This is a genomic window from Tenacibaculum salmonis, assembly GCF_041053065.1.
Classification (GTDB): domain Bacteria; phylum Bacteroidota; class Bacteroidia; order Flavobacteriales; family Flavobacteriaceae; genus Polaribacter; species Polaribacter pacificus_A.
In genome coordinates, this window is the sequence record NZ_JBFCVV010000001.1 from 1 (window position 1) to 16,897 (window position 16,897).

A 16,897-nucleotide genomic window follows, 5' to 3' on the forward strand; every position below is an offset into this window, starting at 1 on the left:
TTATATATGGTTTGTTGCGTGTTTGAAGCAACTAATTTAGTAAATAAAAACGGAATAGAAAATCCCCTAAGGATTTTCGTAAGTAGGTTAGCACTAGCAATAAATTATATATGTTGTTGCAAGTAGTGATTTTCTAACTAAATTTCTCATTTCTTAATTTTAAATTTTTCCGTTTTATTTCTCTTTTTTTTTACGTTTCAGCTTAAAACTCCGCCTTAATTAATTTCCGCCTATTTATTCACGATTTATTTTTAGCGTTAAATTCTGCTTTTTTCACGTTTCAGCTTAAAACTCCACCATAATTAATTTCCGCCTATTTATTCACGATTCATTTTTCAGCGTTCAATTCTGTTTTTTTTCTTTTTTAGGGTTTATTTTCTAAAAATAGAGTAGAAGTCATTTTCAATTTTTCCAGCGTAATATTTTTCAATATTAATTTCTAGAAAAGATAAATCACTAATTAGGAATTTCAGGCTGAAATTCCGCCATTACTTGCAACGTGGCTTAATGAAAATTTCATTTCACGTGTTTCAGGGTTGTATTTGACTAATTCCATAATATACAATCTATTCAGTTGCATATAATTATCTACATAACTAGGATTTATTGCGAAATTTATTCCAGTATATTGAGTTTGTATACTAGGATACATTAGAATATCTGTTTTCAAATTGTGCTCTGAATAAATTGCTCTATGAGCTAAACATGATGAAACAGCATATTTCTTGTCAGTTATAAAACAGGTATCTAGAAACTCTAATAGCAATATTATTCCATCGCATTGTCCTTGAGTTAATTTTCCTTTGAAAGGTTCATTTATTCGTTTTCTTTGTGACTCTCTCAATCCATCGTAGTCACTATTTTCAATAAGTTTAGCTTGAATAAAACTCTGAAATATTATATCATTTTCGGATTCTATATTCCATTTTGAAATACAATATTTTTTACTAGTGCCACCATTTTCTCTTGCAACTTCAAGCAACGCTGTAAGCGGGTTATTAGAGCCATAGAACACTGGGTAATTCGGAAAATTACATCTGCCAAATCCAACAACATTTATTGGTGGATAACTGTGTTGCGAAAAGAGATTAATATTTTGGATATCGTCCAAAGGTCTAACACGAAAAATATCCATCTTAAAATTCTTTCGTGGAAGTATTGAAAGGAAGTTCGGTAAGTTTCCAAATTCTTCTGTAATTAAATCCGATACAACTTTGATATATTCATTGTGGTTTTTAAAATTATCATAGTTAGGAAACCCTTTTTCTTTTATTCTCTCAATTGCTTCTTTTGCATCATTTAAATTTGGGAAATCTCTTATTATATCATCGCTCATATTTCAATGGGTAGTAATGTGCTACAACGTGCTTGTGCATGGTTTCGTTGCGAAAACATAGCACTAATATAGTTTAAAAAACTGAAACTTCAACGTGCGTGAGGATTTTCTGCAAGAAAATCAACAAGCAATGAACTATGCATATTGTTGGGTTTTCGTTTTATAGTTTTTGTATTTTTTTCTAGCTGTTTTTTTTAATTCTCATATTTTTCAATAATTATTTTTCTCAAAGTTTTAAATCTACGGTTTTAATTTTCACGCTTTGAGATTCAATTCCAATTTTTCATGTTTTCTAAAATTTTTCAAAATGTAAAAAATGTAGAATTTGATTTTAAAATTCTTTCATTTCACTCAACAGTTTTCAAAATTACTTTTTCACAGAACAGTTTTCAATTAGACTTTTTCAAAATGTAAAAAACATTCTTAAAAAACTATAATTTTCAAAATGATTTTTTATTACTAAATTTTCAAATTTCAACGATTTTTTTCCTAATGAAACCCAACGTGCTTGTGCATGGTTTCGTTGCGAAATCATAGCACTAATATAGTTTAAAAAACTAAAACTTCAACATGCGCGAGGATTTTCTGAAAGAAAATCAACAAGCAATGAACTATGCATATTGTTGGGTTTTCGTTTTATGGTTTTTGTGTTTTTTTCTAGCTGTTTTTTTTAATTCTCATATTTTTCTCAAAGTTTTTAAATTTACGGTTTTAATTTTCACGTTTTGAGCTTCAATTCCTATTTTTCATATTTTCTAAAATTTTTCAAAATGTAAAAAATGTAGAATTTGATTTTAAAACTCTTTCATTTCAGACTTCTATTTTTACACAACATTTTTCAATCAGAATTTATCAAAATGCAAAAAATATTCTTAAAAAAAACCATAGTTTTCAAAATGACTTTTTCACACAACATTTTTCAATTAGAATTTTTCAAAATGTAAAAAAATACTCTTAAAAAACTATAATTTTCAAAATGATTTCTTGTGCGATTTCATGAGGTAATTAAAGAAGTTTTTTTCTGAATATTTTTCCAGCTATTTTAAACTTTATTTAAAAACTAAATTTTCAAATTTTAACTATTTTTTTTTCTAATGAAACCCAACGGTTTTATATATGGTTTGTTGCGTGTTTCGAGCAACTAATTTAGTAAATAAAAACGGAATAGAAAATCCCTAAGGATTTTCGTAAGTAGGTTAGTACTAGCAATAAATTATATATGTTGTTGTAATTAGTGATTTTCTAACTATATTTCTCATTTCTTAATTTTCAATTTTTCCGTTTTATTTCTTTTTTACGTTTCTACTTAAAACTCCACCTTAATTAATTTCCGCCTTTTTTCACGTTTCCGCTTAAAACTCCGCCTTAATTAATTTCCACTGATTTATTCACGCTTCATTTTTCAGCGTTCAATTCTGTTTTTTCTCTTTTTTAGGATTTATTTTCTAAAAATAGAGTAGAAGTCATTTTCAATTTTTCCAGTGTAATATTATTCAATATTAATTTCTAGAAAAGATAAATCACTAATTAGGAATTTCAGGCTGAAATTCCGCCATTAATTACAACGGTTTTATATATGGTTTGTTGCGTGTTTGAAGCAACTAATTTAGTAAATAAAAACGGAATAGAAAATCCCTAAGGATTTTCGTAAGTAGACGAGTACTAGCAATAAATTATATATGTTGTTGCAAATAGTGATTTTCTAACTAAATTTCTCATTTCTTAATTTTCAATTTTTCCGTTTTATTTCTCTTTCTTTTTTACGTTTCTGCTTAAAACTCCGCCTTAATTAATTTCCGCCTATTTATTCACTCTTTATTTTCAGCGTTAACTTCTTCCTTTTTTCACGTTTCTGCTTAAAACTCCGCTTTAATTAATTTCCACCTATTTATTCATGGTTCATTTTTCAGCGTTCAATTCTGTTTTTCTCTTTTTAGGATTCATTTTCTAAAAATGGAGTAGCAGTCACTTTCAATTTTTCCAGTGTAATATTCTTCAATATTAATTTCTAGAAAAGAAAAATCACTAATTAGGAATTTCAGGCTGAAATTCCGCCATTATTTGCAACGTTTTTGTATATTATTTGTTGCGTTTTTCGAGCAACTAATTTAGTAAATAAAAGCGGAATAGAAAATCCCCTAAGGATTTTCGTAAGTAGGCTAGCACTAGTAATAAATTATATACGTTGTTAGCTTGCGTTATTTTCAAAGAATACTTTTATTTCTCCTATCCAATTCATTTCTGTGTATTCTTCCTCTGATTCTAATTCTTCTATGAATTTTTTGGCAAAATCATATTTATTGTTATCAGAATCAAAAAAAGATAGAAGATTTTCATATTCACTCGGTCTTAAATCTAAAGCGAAAAAAGAAGGTGTTTCCTCTTTTTCAGATTCCAAATTTACAAAATCTAGTTGCTCAGGATATTCCTCTTTAAACGTTTTTAAAACTTTAAAAAATGCTTTACCATTTAATGAATCTTCTATTTCTGTTGGTGGTGATTTTGGATTTGAGTTAATATTAACTAGAGTTGTTTCTCCATTTATATTTACTAATCTTTTGATTAATATATTAGAAGTACATTGTGAGTTAAATAAAACTAAATCAGCATCAGTATCAAGAATAAACGCAATTTTTCCATTTACTTCACGCTTAAACTCATCTATTGCAACCACAAGATATTCATAAATTCTTTTAATTTCATTTGCTCCACCAACTGGAATTATTCTTAGTTTATTGTCACTTCTTAAATCTTTAAAGTAATGGTCAAAATAAATTTTTTCAGAACTTCCTTCACAGATAATCCAATTAAATGGATTATCATCTAAGATTGAAGAGACAATAGATTGAACAAAATCATTCATGCTTTTTAGACGAATATCATATGGAAGTTGTCCTCTAGATTCTCTAATTTGTTGTTTAACCATTTCTCGATAATTGGCTAAACTAATTAAATCAAATCTATGATTTTGTTCTGTTTTGGTAATAGCGGTTACACTTCCTCTTTCAATAATAGGGAGAAATCCATACCAATGAGTTGAAAAAAGAAATTGATGTGATTCATCTGAGATTTCACTCATTTTCATAAAATGGTCAAAACAAGCAGACATATGTAATGAGCTTTCAGGTTCATCAACTGCTATTATCAAGTTATCGCTGTTCTCTCTATGGTTTTTTATTAAGCTATGAGTTACTTCTATAATTGCTTTTTGTTTTTCTCCACTACTTAAATCATTTATTTCTAACCAATGTTCTCCTTGTCTTTTATGCAGTTTTCTAATTGTAAAAAAAGCATCTATAATTAATTTATATATGTCTACTTTACGCAAATTTTGTTGTCTATCAGTTGGTGTACGAAAAGAATAAACTTCAAGTTCTTCTGATAATATTCTCAACGTTTTTATATATGATTTGTTGCGTGTTTCAAGTTACTAATATAGTTTAAAAAACTCAAACATCTACGTTTGCGAGTATTTTCCGAAGGAAAATAAACGAGCAATGAATTATATATGTTGTTGGGTTTTCGTTTTATGGTTTTTGTATTTTTTTCTAGCTGTTTTTTAAAATTCTCATATTTTTCAATAATTATTTTTCTCAAAGTTTTAAATCTACGGTTTTAATTTTCACGTTTTGAGCTTCAATTCCTATTTTTCATATTTTCTAAAATTTTTCAAAAATGTAAAAAATGTAGAATTTGATTTTAAAACTCTTTCATTTCACACTTCTATTTTCACACAACATTTTTCAATCAGACTTTTTCAAAATGCAAAAAATATTCTTAAAAAAACCATAGTTTTCAAAATGACTTTTTCAGACAACAGTTTTCAATTATAATTTTTCAAAATGTAAAAAAATACTCTTAAAAAAATTATAATTTTCAAAATGATTTCTTGTGCGATTTCATGAGGTAATTAAAGGAGTTTTTCTGAATATTTTTCCAGTTATTTTAAATTTTATTTAAAAACTAAATTTTCAAATTTTAACTATTTTTTTCTCAAATGAAACCCAACGGTTTTATATATGGTTTGTTGCGTGTTTGAAGCAACTAATTTAGTAAATAAAAACGGAATAGAAAATCCCCTAAGGATTTTCGTAAGTAGGTTAGCACTAGCAATAAATTATATATGTTGTTGCAAGTAGTGATTTTCTAACTAAATTTCTCATTTCTTAATTTTAAATTTTTCCGTTTTATTTCTCTTTTTTTTTACGTTTCAGCTTAAAACTCCGCCTTAATTAATTTCCGCCTATTTATTCACGATTTATTTTTAGCGTTAAATTCTGCTTTTTTCACGTTTCAGCTTAAAACTCCACCATAATTAATTTCCGCCTATTTATTCACGATTCATTTTTCAGCGTTCAATTCTGTTTTTTTTCTTTTTTAGGGTTTATTTTCTAAAAATAGAGTAGAAGTCATTTTCAATTTTTCCAGCGTAATATTTTTCAATATTAATTTCTAGAAAAGATAAATCACTAATTAGGAATTTCAGGCTGAAATTCCGCCATTACTTGCAACGTTTTTGTATATTATTTGTTGCGTATTTCGAGCAACTAATTTAGTAAATAAAAGCGGAATAGAAAATCCCCTAAGTATTTTCGTAAGTAGGCGAGTACTAGCAATAAATTATATACGGTGTTGTAGTACGTTTTATATTTCCTCAAAACTAGATTCCGAATCTAGACCTAATAAATCGTTAAAATCATCTTCTACAAGATTTAAATAATTTTGGTCATTGGGATTTATACTTTTCCAAGTAATACCATTTCCTTTTATTTCTCCATATTGGCTTAATGAAAATTTCATTTCACGTGTTTCAGGGTTGTATTTGACTAATTCCATAATATACAATCTATTCAGTTGCATATAATTATCTACATAACTAGGATTTATTGCGAAATTTATTCCAGTATATTGAGTTTGTATACTAGGATACATTAGAATATCTGTTTTCAAATTGTGCTCTGAATAAATTGCTCTATGAGCTAAACATGATGAAACAGCATATTTCTTGTCAGTTATAAAACAGGTATCTAGAAACTCTAATAGCAATATTATTCCATCGCATTGTCCTTGAGTTAATTTTCCTTTGAAAGGTTCATTTATTCGTTTTCTTTGTGACTCTCTCAATCCATCGTAGTCACTATTTTCAATAAGTTTAGCTTGAATAAAACTCTGAAATATTATATCATTTTCGGATTCTATATTCCATTTTGAAATACAATATTTTTTACTAGTGCCACCATTTTCTCTTGCAACTTCAAGCAACGCTGTAAGCGGGTTATTAGAGCCATAGAACACTGGGTAATTCGGAAAATTACATCTGCCAAATCCAACAACATTTATTGGTGGATAACTGTGTTGCGAAAAGAGATTAATATTTTGGATATCGTCCAAAGGTCTAACACGAAAAATATCCATCTTAAAATTCTTTCGTGGAAGTATTGAAAGGAAGTTCGGTAAGTTTCCAAATTCTTCTGTAATTAAATCCGATACAACTTTGATATATTCATTGTGGTTTTTAAAATTATCATAGTTAGGAAACCCTTTTTCTTTTATTCTCTCAATTGCTTCTTTTGCATCATTTAAATTTGGGAAATCTCTTATTATATCATCGCTCATATTTCAATGGGTAGTAATGTGCTACAACGGTTTTGTGCATGGTTTCGTTGCGGAATTACAGCACTAATATAGTTTAAAAAATTAAAACTTGAACATGCGCGAGGATTTTCTGAAAGAAAATCAACAAGCAATGAATTATGCACGTTGTTGCCAAATGCGACTTTTTGTTTAAATTCTAAACTTTCAATATTTTCTAATTATTGAATTTTAGCAAAACTTAATTCAGTATTTTTTAATTCCGCGATATTTCTTTTCATTTTTTATAAAACTCTAAATTTTTAATATTTTCTAAATTATTGAATTTTAGCAAAACTTAATTCAGCCTTTTTTAATTCCGCGATATTTCTTTTCATTTTTTATAAAACTCTAAATTTTCAATATTTTCTAAATTATTAAATTTGATTAAAACTTCAATTCTACATTTTTAATTCCGCGATATTTGTTTTCATTTTTTATGAAATTCTAAATTTTCAATATTTTTTATATTATTTAATTTAAGCAAAACTTTAATTCCACGTTTTTTATTCGGAAATATTGGTTTTCAGCGTTTTATTTTTCCGAGTTTTTGGCAACGTTTTTATATATGATTTGTTGCGTGTTTCAAGTTACTAATATAGTTTAAAAAACTCAAACATCTACGTTTGCGAGTATTTTCCGAAGGAAAATAAACGAGCAATGAATTATATATGTTGTTGGGTTTTCGTTTTATGGTTTTTGTGTTTTTTTCTACCTGTTTTTTTAAATTTTTACTTTCATATTTTTCAATAATTATTTTTCTCAAAGTTTTAAATCTACGGTTTTAATTTTCACGTTTTGAGCTTCAATTCCTATTTTTCATATTTTCTAAAATTTTTCAAAAATGTAAAAAATGTAGAATTTGATTTTAAAACTCTTTCATTTCACACTTCTATTTTCACACAACATTTTTCAATCAGACTTTTTCAAAATGTAAAAAATATTCTTAAAAAAACCATAGTTTTCAAAATGACTTTTTCAGACAACAGTTTTCAATTATAATTTATCAAAATGTAAAAAAATACTCTTAAAAAAATTATAATTTTCAAAATGATTTCTTGTGCGGTTTCATGAGGTAATTAAAGGAGTTTTTTTTCTGAATATTTTTCCAGCTATTTTAAACTTTATTTAAAAACTAAATTTTCAAATTTTAACTATTTTTTTCTCAAATGAAACCCAACGTTTTTATATATGATTTGTTGCGTGTTTCAAGTTACTAATATAGTTTAAAAAACTCAAACATCTACGTTTGCGAGTATTTTCCGAAGGAAAATAAACGAGCAATGAATTATATATGTTGTTGCCAAATGCGATTTTTTGTTTAAATTCTAAACTTTAAATATTTTCTAAATTATTGAATTTTAGCAAAACTTAATTCAGCATTTTTTAATTCCGCGATATTTATTTTCAGTTTTTATAAAACTCTAAATTTTCAATCTTTTTAAATGATTCAATTTAAGTGAAATTTTAATTCCATGTTTTAATTCCGCGATATTTATTTCAGTTTTTATAATCCTCTAAATTTTCAATATTTTTAAATTATTCAATTTAAGTGAAATTTCAATTCCACGTTTTTAATTCCGCGATATTTATTTCAGTTTTTATAATCCTCTAAATTTTCAATATTTTCTAAACTATTCAATTTGAGTAAAACTTTAATTCTACGTTTTAAATTCCGCGATATTTATTTTCAATTTTATAAACTTCGGGTTTTTCAATAAATTCTAAATTATTAAATTTAAGTAAAATGTCAATTCGACTTTTTTATTCCGTAATATTGGTTTTCAGCATTTTATTTTTCTGAGTTTTTGGCAACGGTCTTATATATGAAAAGTAGCGGATTTTTAAGCACTAACTTTTCAGTTTATAACTAACCTTTATTTTACAATTTATCTTTCATTTGAGCACCAAAACCGCTATTTTTTATATACGTTGTTGGCATTTCGTACTTTTATTAGCTAACTCTTTCTTTGATTTTCTTTATTGCTTCATCAAAATCATTTTTAGTTCTCAACCAAAGAATAATTAGGAATAAACCAATAATAAACCCTAAAATGGTAATTACAAGAAATACTATAAAAGTATTCTGTTTATTCGTGTAATCATTTGTCAATAGAGAAGCTAAAAAAGAAGCTGCTACTGATATTAAAAAAATTGCGAAGTTTAAATATATAGAAGAAGGAGAACCTTTTTCAATTATATCTAATTCCGATTCACTTACTTCGTAAATAGTTAACGAATCAAATTTATGTCGTTTAACTTTAACATTTTCATCAGATAAACTTTCTTTATTAGGTTTAGTTTTTTCAACAATTTTCCCTTGTTTTATTTCTGACTCAGTCGCTTGACTAATATTTTTATTGTCTTCCATTCTGTCAGATTTTAGAGTTTATCTTTTAGCCATTCATTACTGCAAATTACATTTCTCCAAGCAGCTTCTACACCAGATTTAACTATAAATAGTCTGCTACCTTTAGGGAAATATTGTCCCAGATTTTCCCTGATTTCTGTTGCTTTTTTTTCAGTTTTAATTGCCCATAAGGATTCTGTTACCTTTGCCCAAGTACCATAATCTTCTATTGCTTTGTAGAGGTCATCGTAATTTCCTCCCTCAGCCATATCATATGATATTAAATATGTGTTTTTCATTATTTTTTATTTTCTTAATATGCTGTTTTTGTATGAATGCCAACGGTTTTATATATGATTTGTTGCGTGTTTCAAGTTACTAATATAGTTTAAAAAACTCAAACATCTACGTTTGCGAGTATTTTCCGAAGGAAAATAAACGAGCAATGAATTATATATGTTGTTGGGTTTTCGTTTTATGGTTTTTGTATTTTTTTCTAGCTGTTTTTTAAAATTCTCATATTTTTCAATAATTATTTTTCTCAAAGTTTTAAATCTACGGTTTTAATTTTCACGTTTTGAGCTTCAATTCTTATTTTTCATGTTTTCTAAAATTTTTCAAAAATGTAAAAAATGTAGAATTTGATTTTAAAACTCTTTCATTTCACACTTCTATTTTCACACAACAGTTTTCAATCAGGATTTTTCAAAATGCAAAAAATATTTTTAAAAAAACCATAGTTTTCAAAATGACTTTTTCAGACAACAGTTTTCAATTATAATTTATCAAAATGTAAAAAAATACTCTTAAAAAAATTATAATTTTCAAAATGATTTCTTGTGCGGTTTCATGAGGTAATTAAAGGAGTTTTTTTCTGAATATTTTTCCAGCTATTTTAAACTTTATTTAAAAACTAAATTTTCAAATTTCAACGATTTTTTTCTCTAATGAAACCCAACGGTTTTATATATGATTTGTTGCGTGTTTCAAGTTACTAATATAGTTTAAAAAACTCAAACATCTACGTTTGCGAGTATTTTCCGAAGGAAAATAAACGAGCAATGAATTATATATGTTGTTGGGTTTTCGTTTTATGGTTTTTGTGTTTTTTTCTAGCTGTTTTTTAAAATTCTCATATTTTTCAATAATTATTTTTCTCAAAGTTTTAAATCTACGGTTTTAATTTTCACGTTTTGAGCTTCAATTCCTATTTTTCATATTTTCTAAAATTTTTCAAAAATGTAAAAAATGTAGAATTTGATTTTAAAACTCTTTCATTTCACACTTCTATTTTCACACAACATTTTTCAATCAGACTTTTTCAAAATGTAAAAAATATTCTTAAAAAAACCATAGTTTTCAAAATGACTTTTTCAGACAACAGTTTTCAATTATAATTTATCAAAATGTAAAAAAATACTCTTAAAAAAATTATAATTTTCAAAATGATTTCTTGTGCGGTTTCATGAGGTAATTAAAGGAGTTTTTTTTCTGAATATTTTTCCAGCTATTTTAAACTTTATTTAAAAACTAAATTTTCAAATTTTAACTATTTTTTTCTCAAATGAAACCCAACGTTTTTATATATGATTTGTTGCGTGTTTCAAGTTACTAATATAGTTTAAAAAACTCAAACATCTACGTTTGCGAGTATTTTCCGAAGGAAAATAAACGAGCAATGAATTATATATGTTGTTGGGTTTTCGTTTTATGGTTTTTGTATTTTTTTCTAGCTGTTTTTTAAAATTCTCATATTTTTCAATAATTATTTTTCTCAAAGTTTTAAATCTACGGTTTTAATTTTCACGTTTTGAGCTTCAATTCCTATTTTTCATATTTTCTAAAATTTTTCAAAAATGTAAAAAATGTAGAATTTGATTTTAAAACTCTTTCATTTCACACTTCTATTTTCACACAACATTTTTCAATCAGACTTTTTCAAAATGCAAAAAATATTCTTAAAAAAACCATAGTTTTCAAAATGACTTTTTCAGACAACAGTTTTCAATTATAATTTTTCAAAATGTAAAAAAATACTCTTAAAAAAATTATAATTTTCAAAATGATTTCTTGTGCGATTTCATGAGGTAATTAAAGGAGTTTTTCTGAATATTTTTCCAGTTATTTTAAATTTTATTTAAAAACTAAATTTTCAAATTTTAACTATTTTTTTCTCAAATGAAACCCAACGTTTTTGTATATTATTTGTTGCGTATTTCGAGCAACTAATTTAGTAAATAAAAGCGGAATAGAAAATCCCCTAAGTATTTTCGTAAGTAGGCGAGTACTAGCAATAAATTATATACGGTGTTGTAGTACGTTTTATATTTCCTCAAAACTAGATTCCGAATCTAGACCTAATAAATCGTTAAAATCATCTTCTACAAGATTTAAATAATTTTGGTCATTGGGATTTATACTTTTCCAAGTAATACCATTTCCTTTTATTTCTCCATATTGGCTTAATGAAAATTTCATTTCACGTGTTTCAGGGTTGTATTTGACTAATTCCATAATATACAATCTATTCAGTTGCATATAATTATCTACATAACTAGGATTTATTGCGAAATTTATTCCAGTATATTGAGTTTGTATACTAGGATACATTAGAATATCTGTTTTCAAATTGTGCTCTGAATAAATTGCTCTATGAGCTAAACATGATGAAACAGCATATTTCTTGTCAGTTATAAAACAGGTATCTAGAAACTCTAATAGCAATATTATTCCATCGCATTGTCCTTGAGTTAATTTTCCTTTGAAAGGTTCATTTATTCGTTTTCTTTGTGACTCTCTCAATCCATCGTAGTCACTATTTTCAATAAGTTTAGCTTGAATAAAACTCTGAAATATTATATCATTTTCGGATTCTATATTCCATTTTGAAATACAATATTTTTTACTAGTGCCACCATTTTCTCTTGCAACTTCAAGCAACGCTGTAAGCGGGTTATTAGAGCCATAGAACACTGGGTAATTCGGAAAATTACATCTGCCAAATCCAACAACATTTATTGGTGGATAACTGTGTTGCGAAAAGAGATTAATATTTTGGATATCGTCCAAAGGTCTAACACGAAAAATATCCATCTTAAAATTCTTTCGTGGAAGTATTGAAAGGAAGTTCGGTAAGTTTCCAAATTCTTCTGTAATTAAATCCGATACAACTTTGATATATTCATTGTGGTTTTTAAAATTATCATAGTTAGGAAACCCTTTTTCTTTTATTCTCTCAATTGCTTCTTTTGCATCATTTAAATTTGGGAAATCTCTTATTATATCATCGCTCATATTTCAATGGGTAGTAATGTGCTACAACGTGCTTGTGCATGGTTTCGTTGCGAAAACATAGCACTAATATAGTTTAAAAAACTGAAACTTCAACGTGCGTGAGGATTTTCTGCAAGAAAATCAACAAGCAATGAACTATGCATATTGTTGGGTTTTCGTTTTATAGTTTTTGTATTTTTTTCTAGCTGTTTTTTTTAATTCTCATATTTTTCAATAATTATTTTTCTCAAAGTTTTAAATCTACGGTTTTAATTTTCACGCTTTGAGATTCAATTCCAATTTTTCATGTTTTCTAAAATTTTTCAAAATGTAAAAAATGTAGAATTTGATTTTAAAATTCTTTCATTTCACTCAACAGTTTTCAAAATTACTTTTTCACAGAACAGTTTTCAATTAGACTTTTTCAAAATGTAAAAAACATTCTTAAAAAACTATAATTTTCAAAATGATTTTTTATTCGATTTCCTGAGGTAATTAAAAGAGTTTTTTCTGAATATTTTTCCAGCTATTTTAAACTTTATTTAAAAACTAAATTTTCAAATTTCAACGATTTTTTTCCTAATGAAACCCAACGTGCTTGTGCATGGTTTCGTTGCGAAATCATAGCACTAATATAGTTTAAAAAACTAAAACTTCAACATGCGCGAGGATTTTCTGAAAGAAAATCAACAAGCAATGAACTATGCATATTGTTGGGTTTTCGTTTTATGGTTTTTGTGTTTTTTTCTAGCTGTTTTTTTTAATTCTCATATTTTTCTCAAAGTTTTTAAATTTACGGTTTTAATTTTCACGTTTTGAGCTTCAATTCCTATTTTTCATATTTTCTAAAATTTTTCAAAATGTAAAAAATGTAGAATTTGATTTTAAAACTCTTTCATTTCAGACTTCTATTTTTACACAACATTTTTCAATCAGAATTTATCAAAATGCAAAAAATATTCTTAAAAAAAACCATAGTTTTCAAAATGACTTTTTCACACAACATTTTTCAATTAGAATTTTTCAAAATGTAAAAAAATACTCTTAAAAAACTATAATTTTCAAAATGATTTCTTGTGCGATTTCATGAGGTAATTAAAGAAGTTTTTTTCTGAATATTTTTCCAGCTATTTTAAACTTTATTTAAAAACTAAATTTTCAAATTTTAACTATTTTTTTTTCTAATGAAACCCAACGGTTTTATATATGGTTTGTTGCGTGTTTCGAGCAACTAATTTAGTAAATAAAAACGGAATAGAAAATCCCTAAGGATTTTCGTAAGTAGGTTAGTACTAGCAATAAATTATATATGTTGTTGTAATTAGTGATTTTCTAACTATATTTCTCATTTCTTAATTTTCAATTTTTCCGTTTTATTTCTTTTTTACGTTTCTACTTAAAACTCCACCTTAATTAATTTCCGCCTTTTTTCACGTTTCCGCTTAAAACTCCGCCTTAATTAATTTCCACTGATTTATTCACGCTTCATTTTTCAGCGTTCAATTCTGTTTTTTCTCTTTTTTAGGATTTATTTTCTAAAAATAGAGTAGAAGTCATTTTCAATTTTTCCAGTGTAATATTATTCAATATTAATTTCTAGAAAAGATAAATCACTAATTAGGAATTTCAGGCTGAAATTCCGCCATTAATTACAACGGTTTTATATATGGTTTGTTGCGTGTTTGAAGCAACTAATTTAGTAAATAAAAACGGAATAGAAAATCCCTAAGGATTTTCGTAAGTAGACGAGTACTAGCAATAAATTATATATGTTGTTGCAAATAGTGATTTTCTAACTAAATTTCTCATTTCTTAATTTTCAATTTTTCCGTTTTATTTCTCTTTCTTTTTTACGTTTCTGCTTAAAACTCCGCCTTAATTAATTTCCGCCTATTTATTCACTCTTTATTTTCAGCGTTAACTTCTTCCTTTTTTCACGTTTCTGCTTAAAACTCCGCTTTAATTAATTTCCACCTATTTATTCATGGTTCATTTTTCAGCGTTCAATTCTGTTTTTCTCTTTTTAGGATTCATTTTCTAAAAATGGAGTAGCAGTCACTTTCAATTTTTCCAGTGTAATATTCTTCAATATTAATTTCTAGAAAAGAAAAATCACTAATTAGGAATTTCAGGCTGAAATTCCGCCATTATTTGCAACGTTTTTGTATATTATTTGTTGCGTTTTTCGAGCAACTAATTTAGTAAATAAAAGCGGAATAGAAAATCCCCTAAGGATTTTCGTAAGTAGGCTAGCACTAGTAATAAATTATATACGTTGTTAGCTTGCGTTATTTTCAAAGAATACTTTTATTTCTCCTATCCAATTCATTTCTGTGTATTCTTCCTCTGATTCTAATTCTTCTATGAATTTTTTGGCAAAATCATATTTATTGTTATCAGAATCAAAAAAAGATAGAAGATTTTCATATTCACTCGGTCTTAAATCTAAAGCGAAAAAAGAAGGTGTTTCCTCTTTTTCAGATTCCAAATTTACAAAATCTAGTTGCTCAGGATATTCCTCTTTAAACGTTTTTAAAACTTTAAAAAATGCTTTACCATTTAATGAATCTTCTATTTCTGTTGGTGGTGATTTTGGATTTGAGTTAATATTAACTAGAGTTGTTTCTCCATTTATATTTACTAATCTTTTGATTAATATATTAGAAGTACATTGTGAGTTAAATAAAACTAAATCAGCATCAGTATCAAGAATAAACGCAATTTTTCCATTTACTTCACGCTTAAACTCATCTATTGCAACCACAAGATATTCATAAATTCTTTTAATTTCATTTGCTCCACCAACTGGAATTATTCTTAGTTTATTGTCACTTCTTAAATCTTTAAAGTAATGGTCAAAATAAATTTTTTCAGAACTTCCTTCACAGATAATCCAATTAAATGGATTATCATCTAAGATTGAAGAGACAATAGATTGAACAAAATCATTCATGCTTTTTAGACGAATATCATATGGAAGTTGTCCTCTAGATTCTCTAATTTGTTGTTTAACCATTTCTCGATAATTGGCTAAACTAATTAAATCAAATCTATGATTTTGTTCTGTTTTGGTAATAGCGGTTACACTTCCTCTTTCAATAATCGGGAGAAATCCATACCAATGAGTTGAAAAAAGAAATTGATGTGATTCATCTGAGATTTCACTCATTTTCATAAAATGGTCAAAACAAGCAGACATATGTAATGAGCTTTCAGGTTCATCAACTGCTATTATCAAGTTATCGCTGTTCTCTCTATGGTTTTTTATTAAGCTATGAGTTACTTCTATAATTGCTTTTTGTTTTTCTCCACTACTTAAATCATTTATTTCTAACCAATGTTCTCCTTGTCTTTTATGCAGTTTTCTAATTGTAAAAAAAGCATCTATAATTAATTTATATATGTCTACTTTACGCAAATTTTGTTGTCTATCAGTTGGTGTACGAAAAGAATAAACTTCAAGTTCTTCTGATAATATTCTTAAAAATTGATTTAAACTAGAATTGATTTGAGAAATTTGTCTTTGTGGAACTCTTTCTTCTAAAACTTCATACAAACTTTCTCCCATTAGCGCTTGTATTTCTGTAGTTTCAAGCTTTGTGAAAGTTGCTGGGTCAATATCTTTCGGAATATAAATATATTGATAAAGATTTTTTATTTCTTTTAAAATTGGTCGAAGTGTTTCAAGGCTTTCTTGATTTAGATTTTGATTACCAACTTCAGTTTCTGGAAATAAAGCTCTTGCAATTTTATTACAATTATATATGCTTAATGAACAATTTCCATTATAATCAATTCCTAGTGGGAATAAATAGTATTCTTCTTGACTAAATGACCTTTCTATTTCTGTTCTTTGTCTAAGAAAAGTTCTTAAATGAGGTCTGTTGATATTTGGGATATCAGTTTCTTGTAAAGTCCAAATAGCATTACTAAGAGTTTCTAATGTTGGTTTATTGTCTTCTGAAATTTTCTCTTTATGGATTAAGAAAAAGGGTGTGATTAAAGGTGTTGTTACAGAAAGACCACTTCTTTTAGTTGAGATGTTATAATTCCATTGTTTGTCATTAAAGTAACAATCAAGAGCTTCTAAAACTGAACTTTTTCCGATTCCATTATTACCTACAAATCCACAAAATTTATCTTTGCTTGTTATTGGAATATAATTTATTCCTTGATATGTTTTTATGTAGCGTAAAAGTAATCCTATTATCATATATTTTGTTTGTTGGTCTGTGGTTGTTTTTAATGCAAGCTAACGTTTTTATATATGATTTGTTGCGTGTTTCAAGTTACTAATATAGTTTAAA

The 16,897-nt window shown here is 26.5% G+C and carries 7 protein-coding genes; all 7 read right to left on the reverse strand.

Annotation, left to right across the window (positions count from 1 at the left end):
- Positions 1 to 469: 469 nt before the first annotated feature.
- Positions 470 to 1,336, reverse strand: a complete 867-nt coding sequence (locus AB0T67_RS00005; protein ID WP_369218592.1) for a hypothetical protein — start codon at positions 1,334 to 1,336, stop codon at positions 470 to 472.
- 2,188 nt (positions 1,337 to 3,524) lie between these two features.
- On the reverse strand, positions 3,525 to 4,730 hold the full coding sequence (locus AB0T67_RS00010; protein ID WP_369218593.1) for a TOPRIM nucleotidyl transferase/hydrolase domain-containing protein: 1,206 nt from the start codon (positions 4,728 to 4,730) through the stop codon (positions 3,525 to 3,527).
- A 1,250-nt stretch (positions 4,731 to 5,980) separates the two neighbouring features.
- A complete protein-coding gene (locus AB0T67_RS00015) occupies positions 5,981 to 6,952 on the reverse strand; it encodes a hypothetical protein (protein ID WP_369218594.1) in 972 nt (323 codons plus the stop codon).
- 1,969 nt (positions 6,953 to 8,921) lie between these two features.
- Positions 8,922 to 9,338 carry a hypothetical protein gene (locus AB0T67_RS00020; RefSeq protein ID WP_369218595.1) on the reverse strand — a complete coding sequence of 139 codons (417 nt, stop codon included), beginning with the start codon at positions 9,336 to 9,338 and terminating at the stop codon, positions 8,922 to 8,924.
- Between the two features lie 11 nt (positions 9,339 to 9,349).
- The gene (locus AB0T67_RS00025; protein WP_369218596.1) at positions 9,350 to 9,616 is read right to left on the reverse strand and encodes a CRISPR-associated protein Cas2; all 267 of its coding nucleotides are present in this window, start codon (positions 9,614 to 9,616) and stop codon (positions 9,350 to 9,352) included.
- A gap of 2,023 nt (positions 9,617 to 11,639) precedes the next feature.
- Complete coding sequence (locus AB0T67_RS00030) at positions 11,640 to 12,611, reverse strand: hypothetical protein (protein ID WP_369218594.1); 972 nt, start codon at positions 12,609 to 12,611, stop codon at positions 11,640 to 11,642.
- Between the two features lie 2,257 nt (positions 12,612 to 14,868).
- A complete protein-coding gene (locus tag AB0T67_RS00035; RefSeq protein WP_369218597.1) occupies positions 14,869 to 16,803 on the reverse strand; it encodes an AAA family ATPase in 1,935 nt (644 codons plus the stop codon).
- Positions 16,804 to 16,897: the final 94 nt, after the last annotated feature.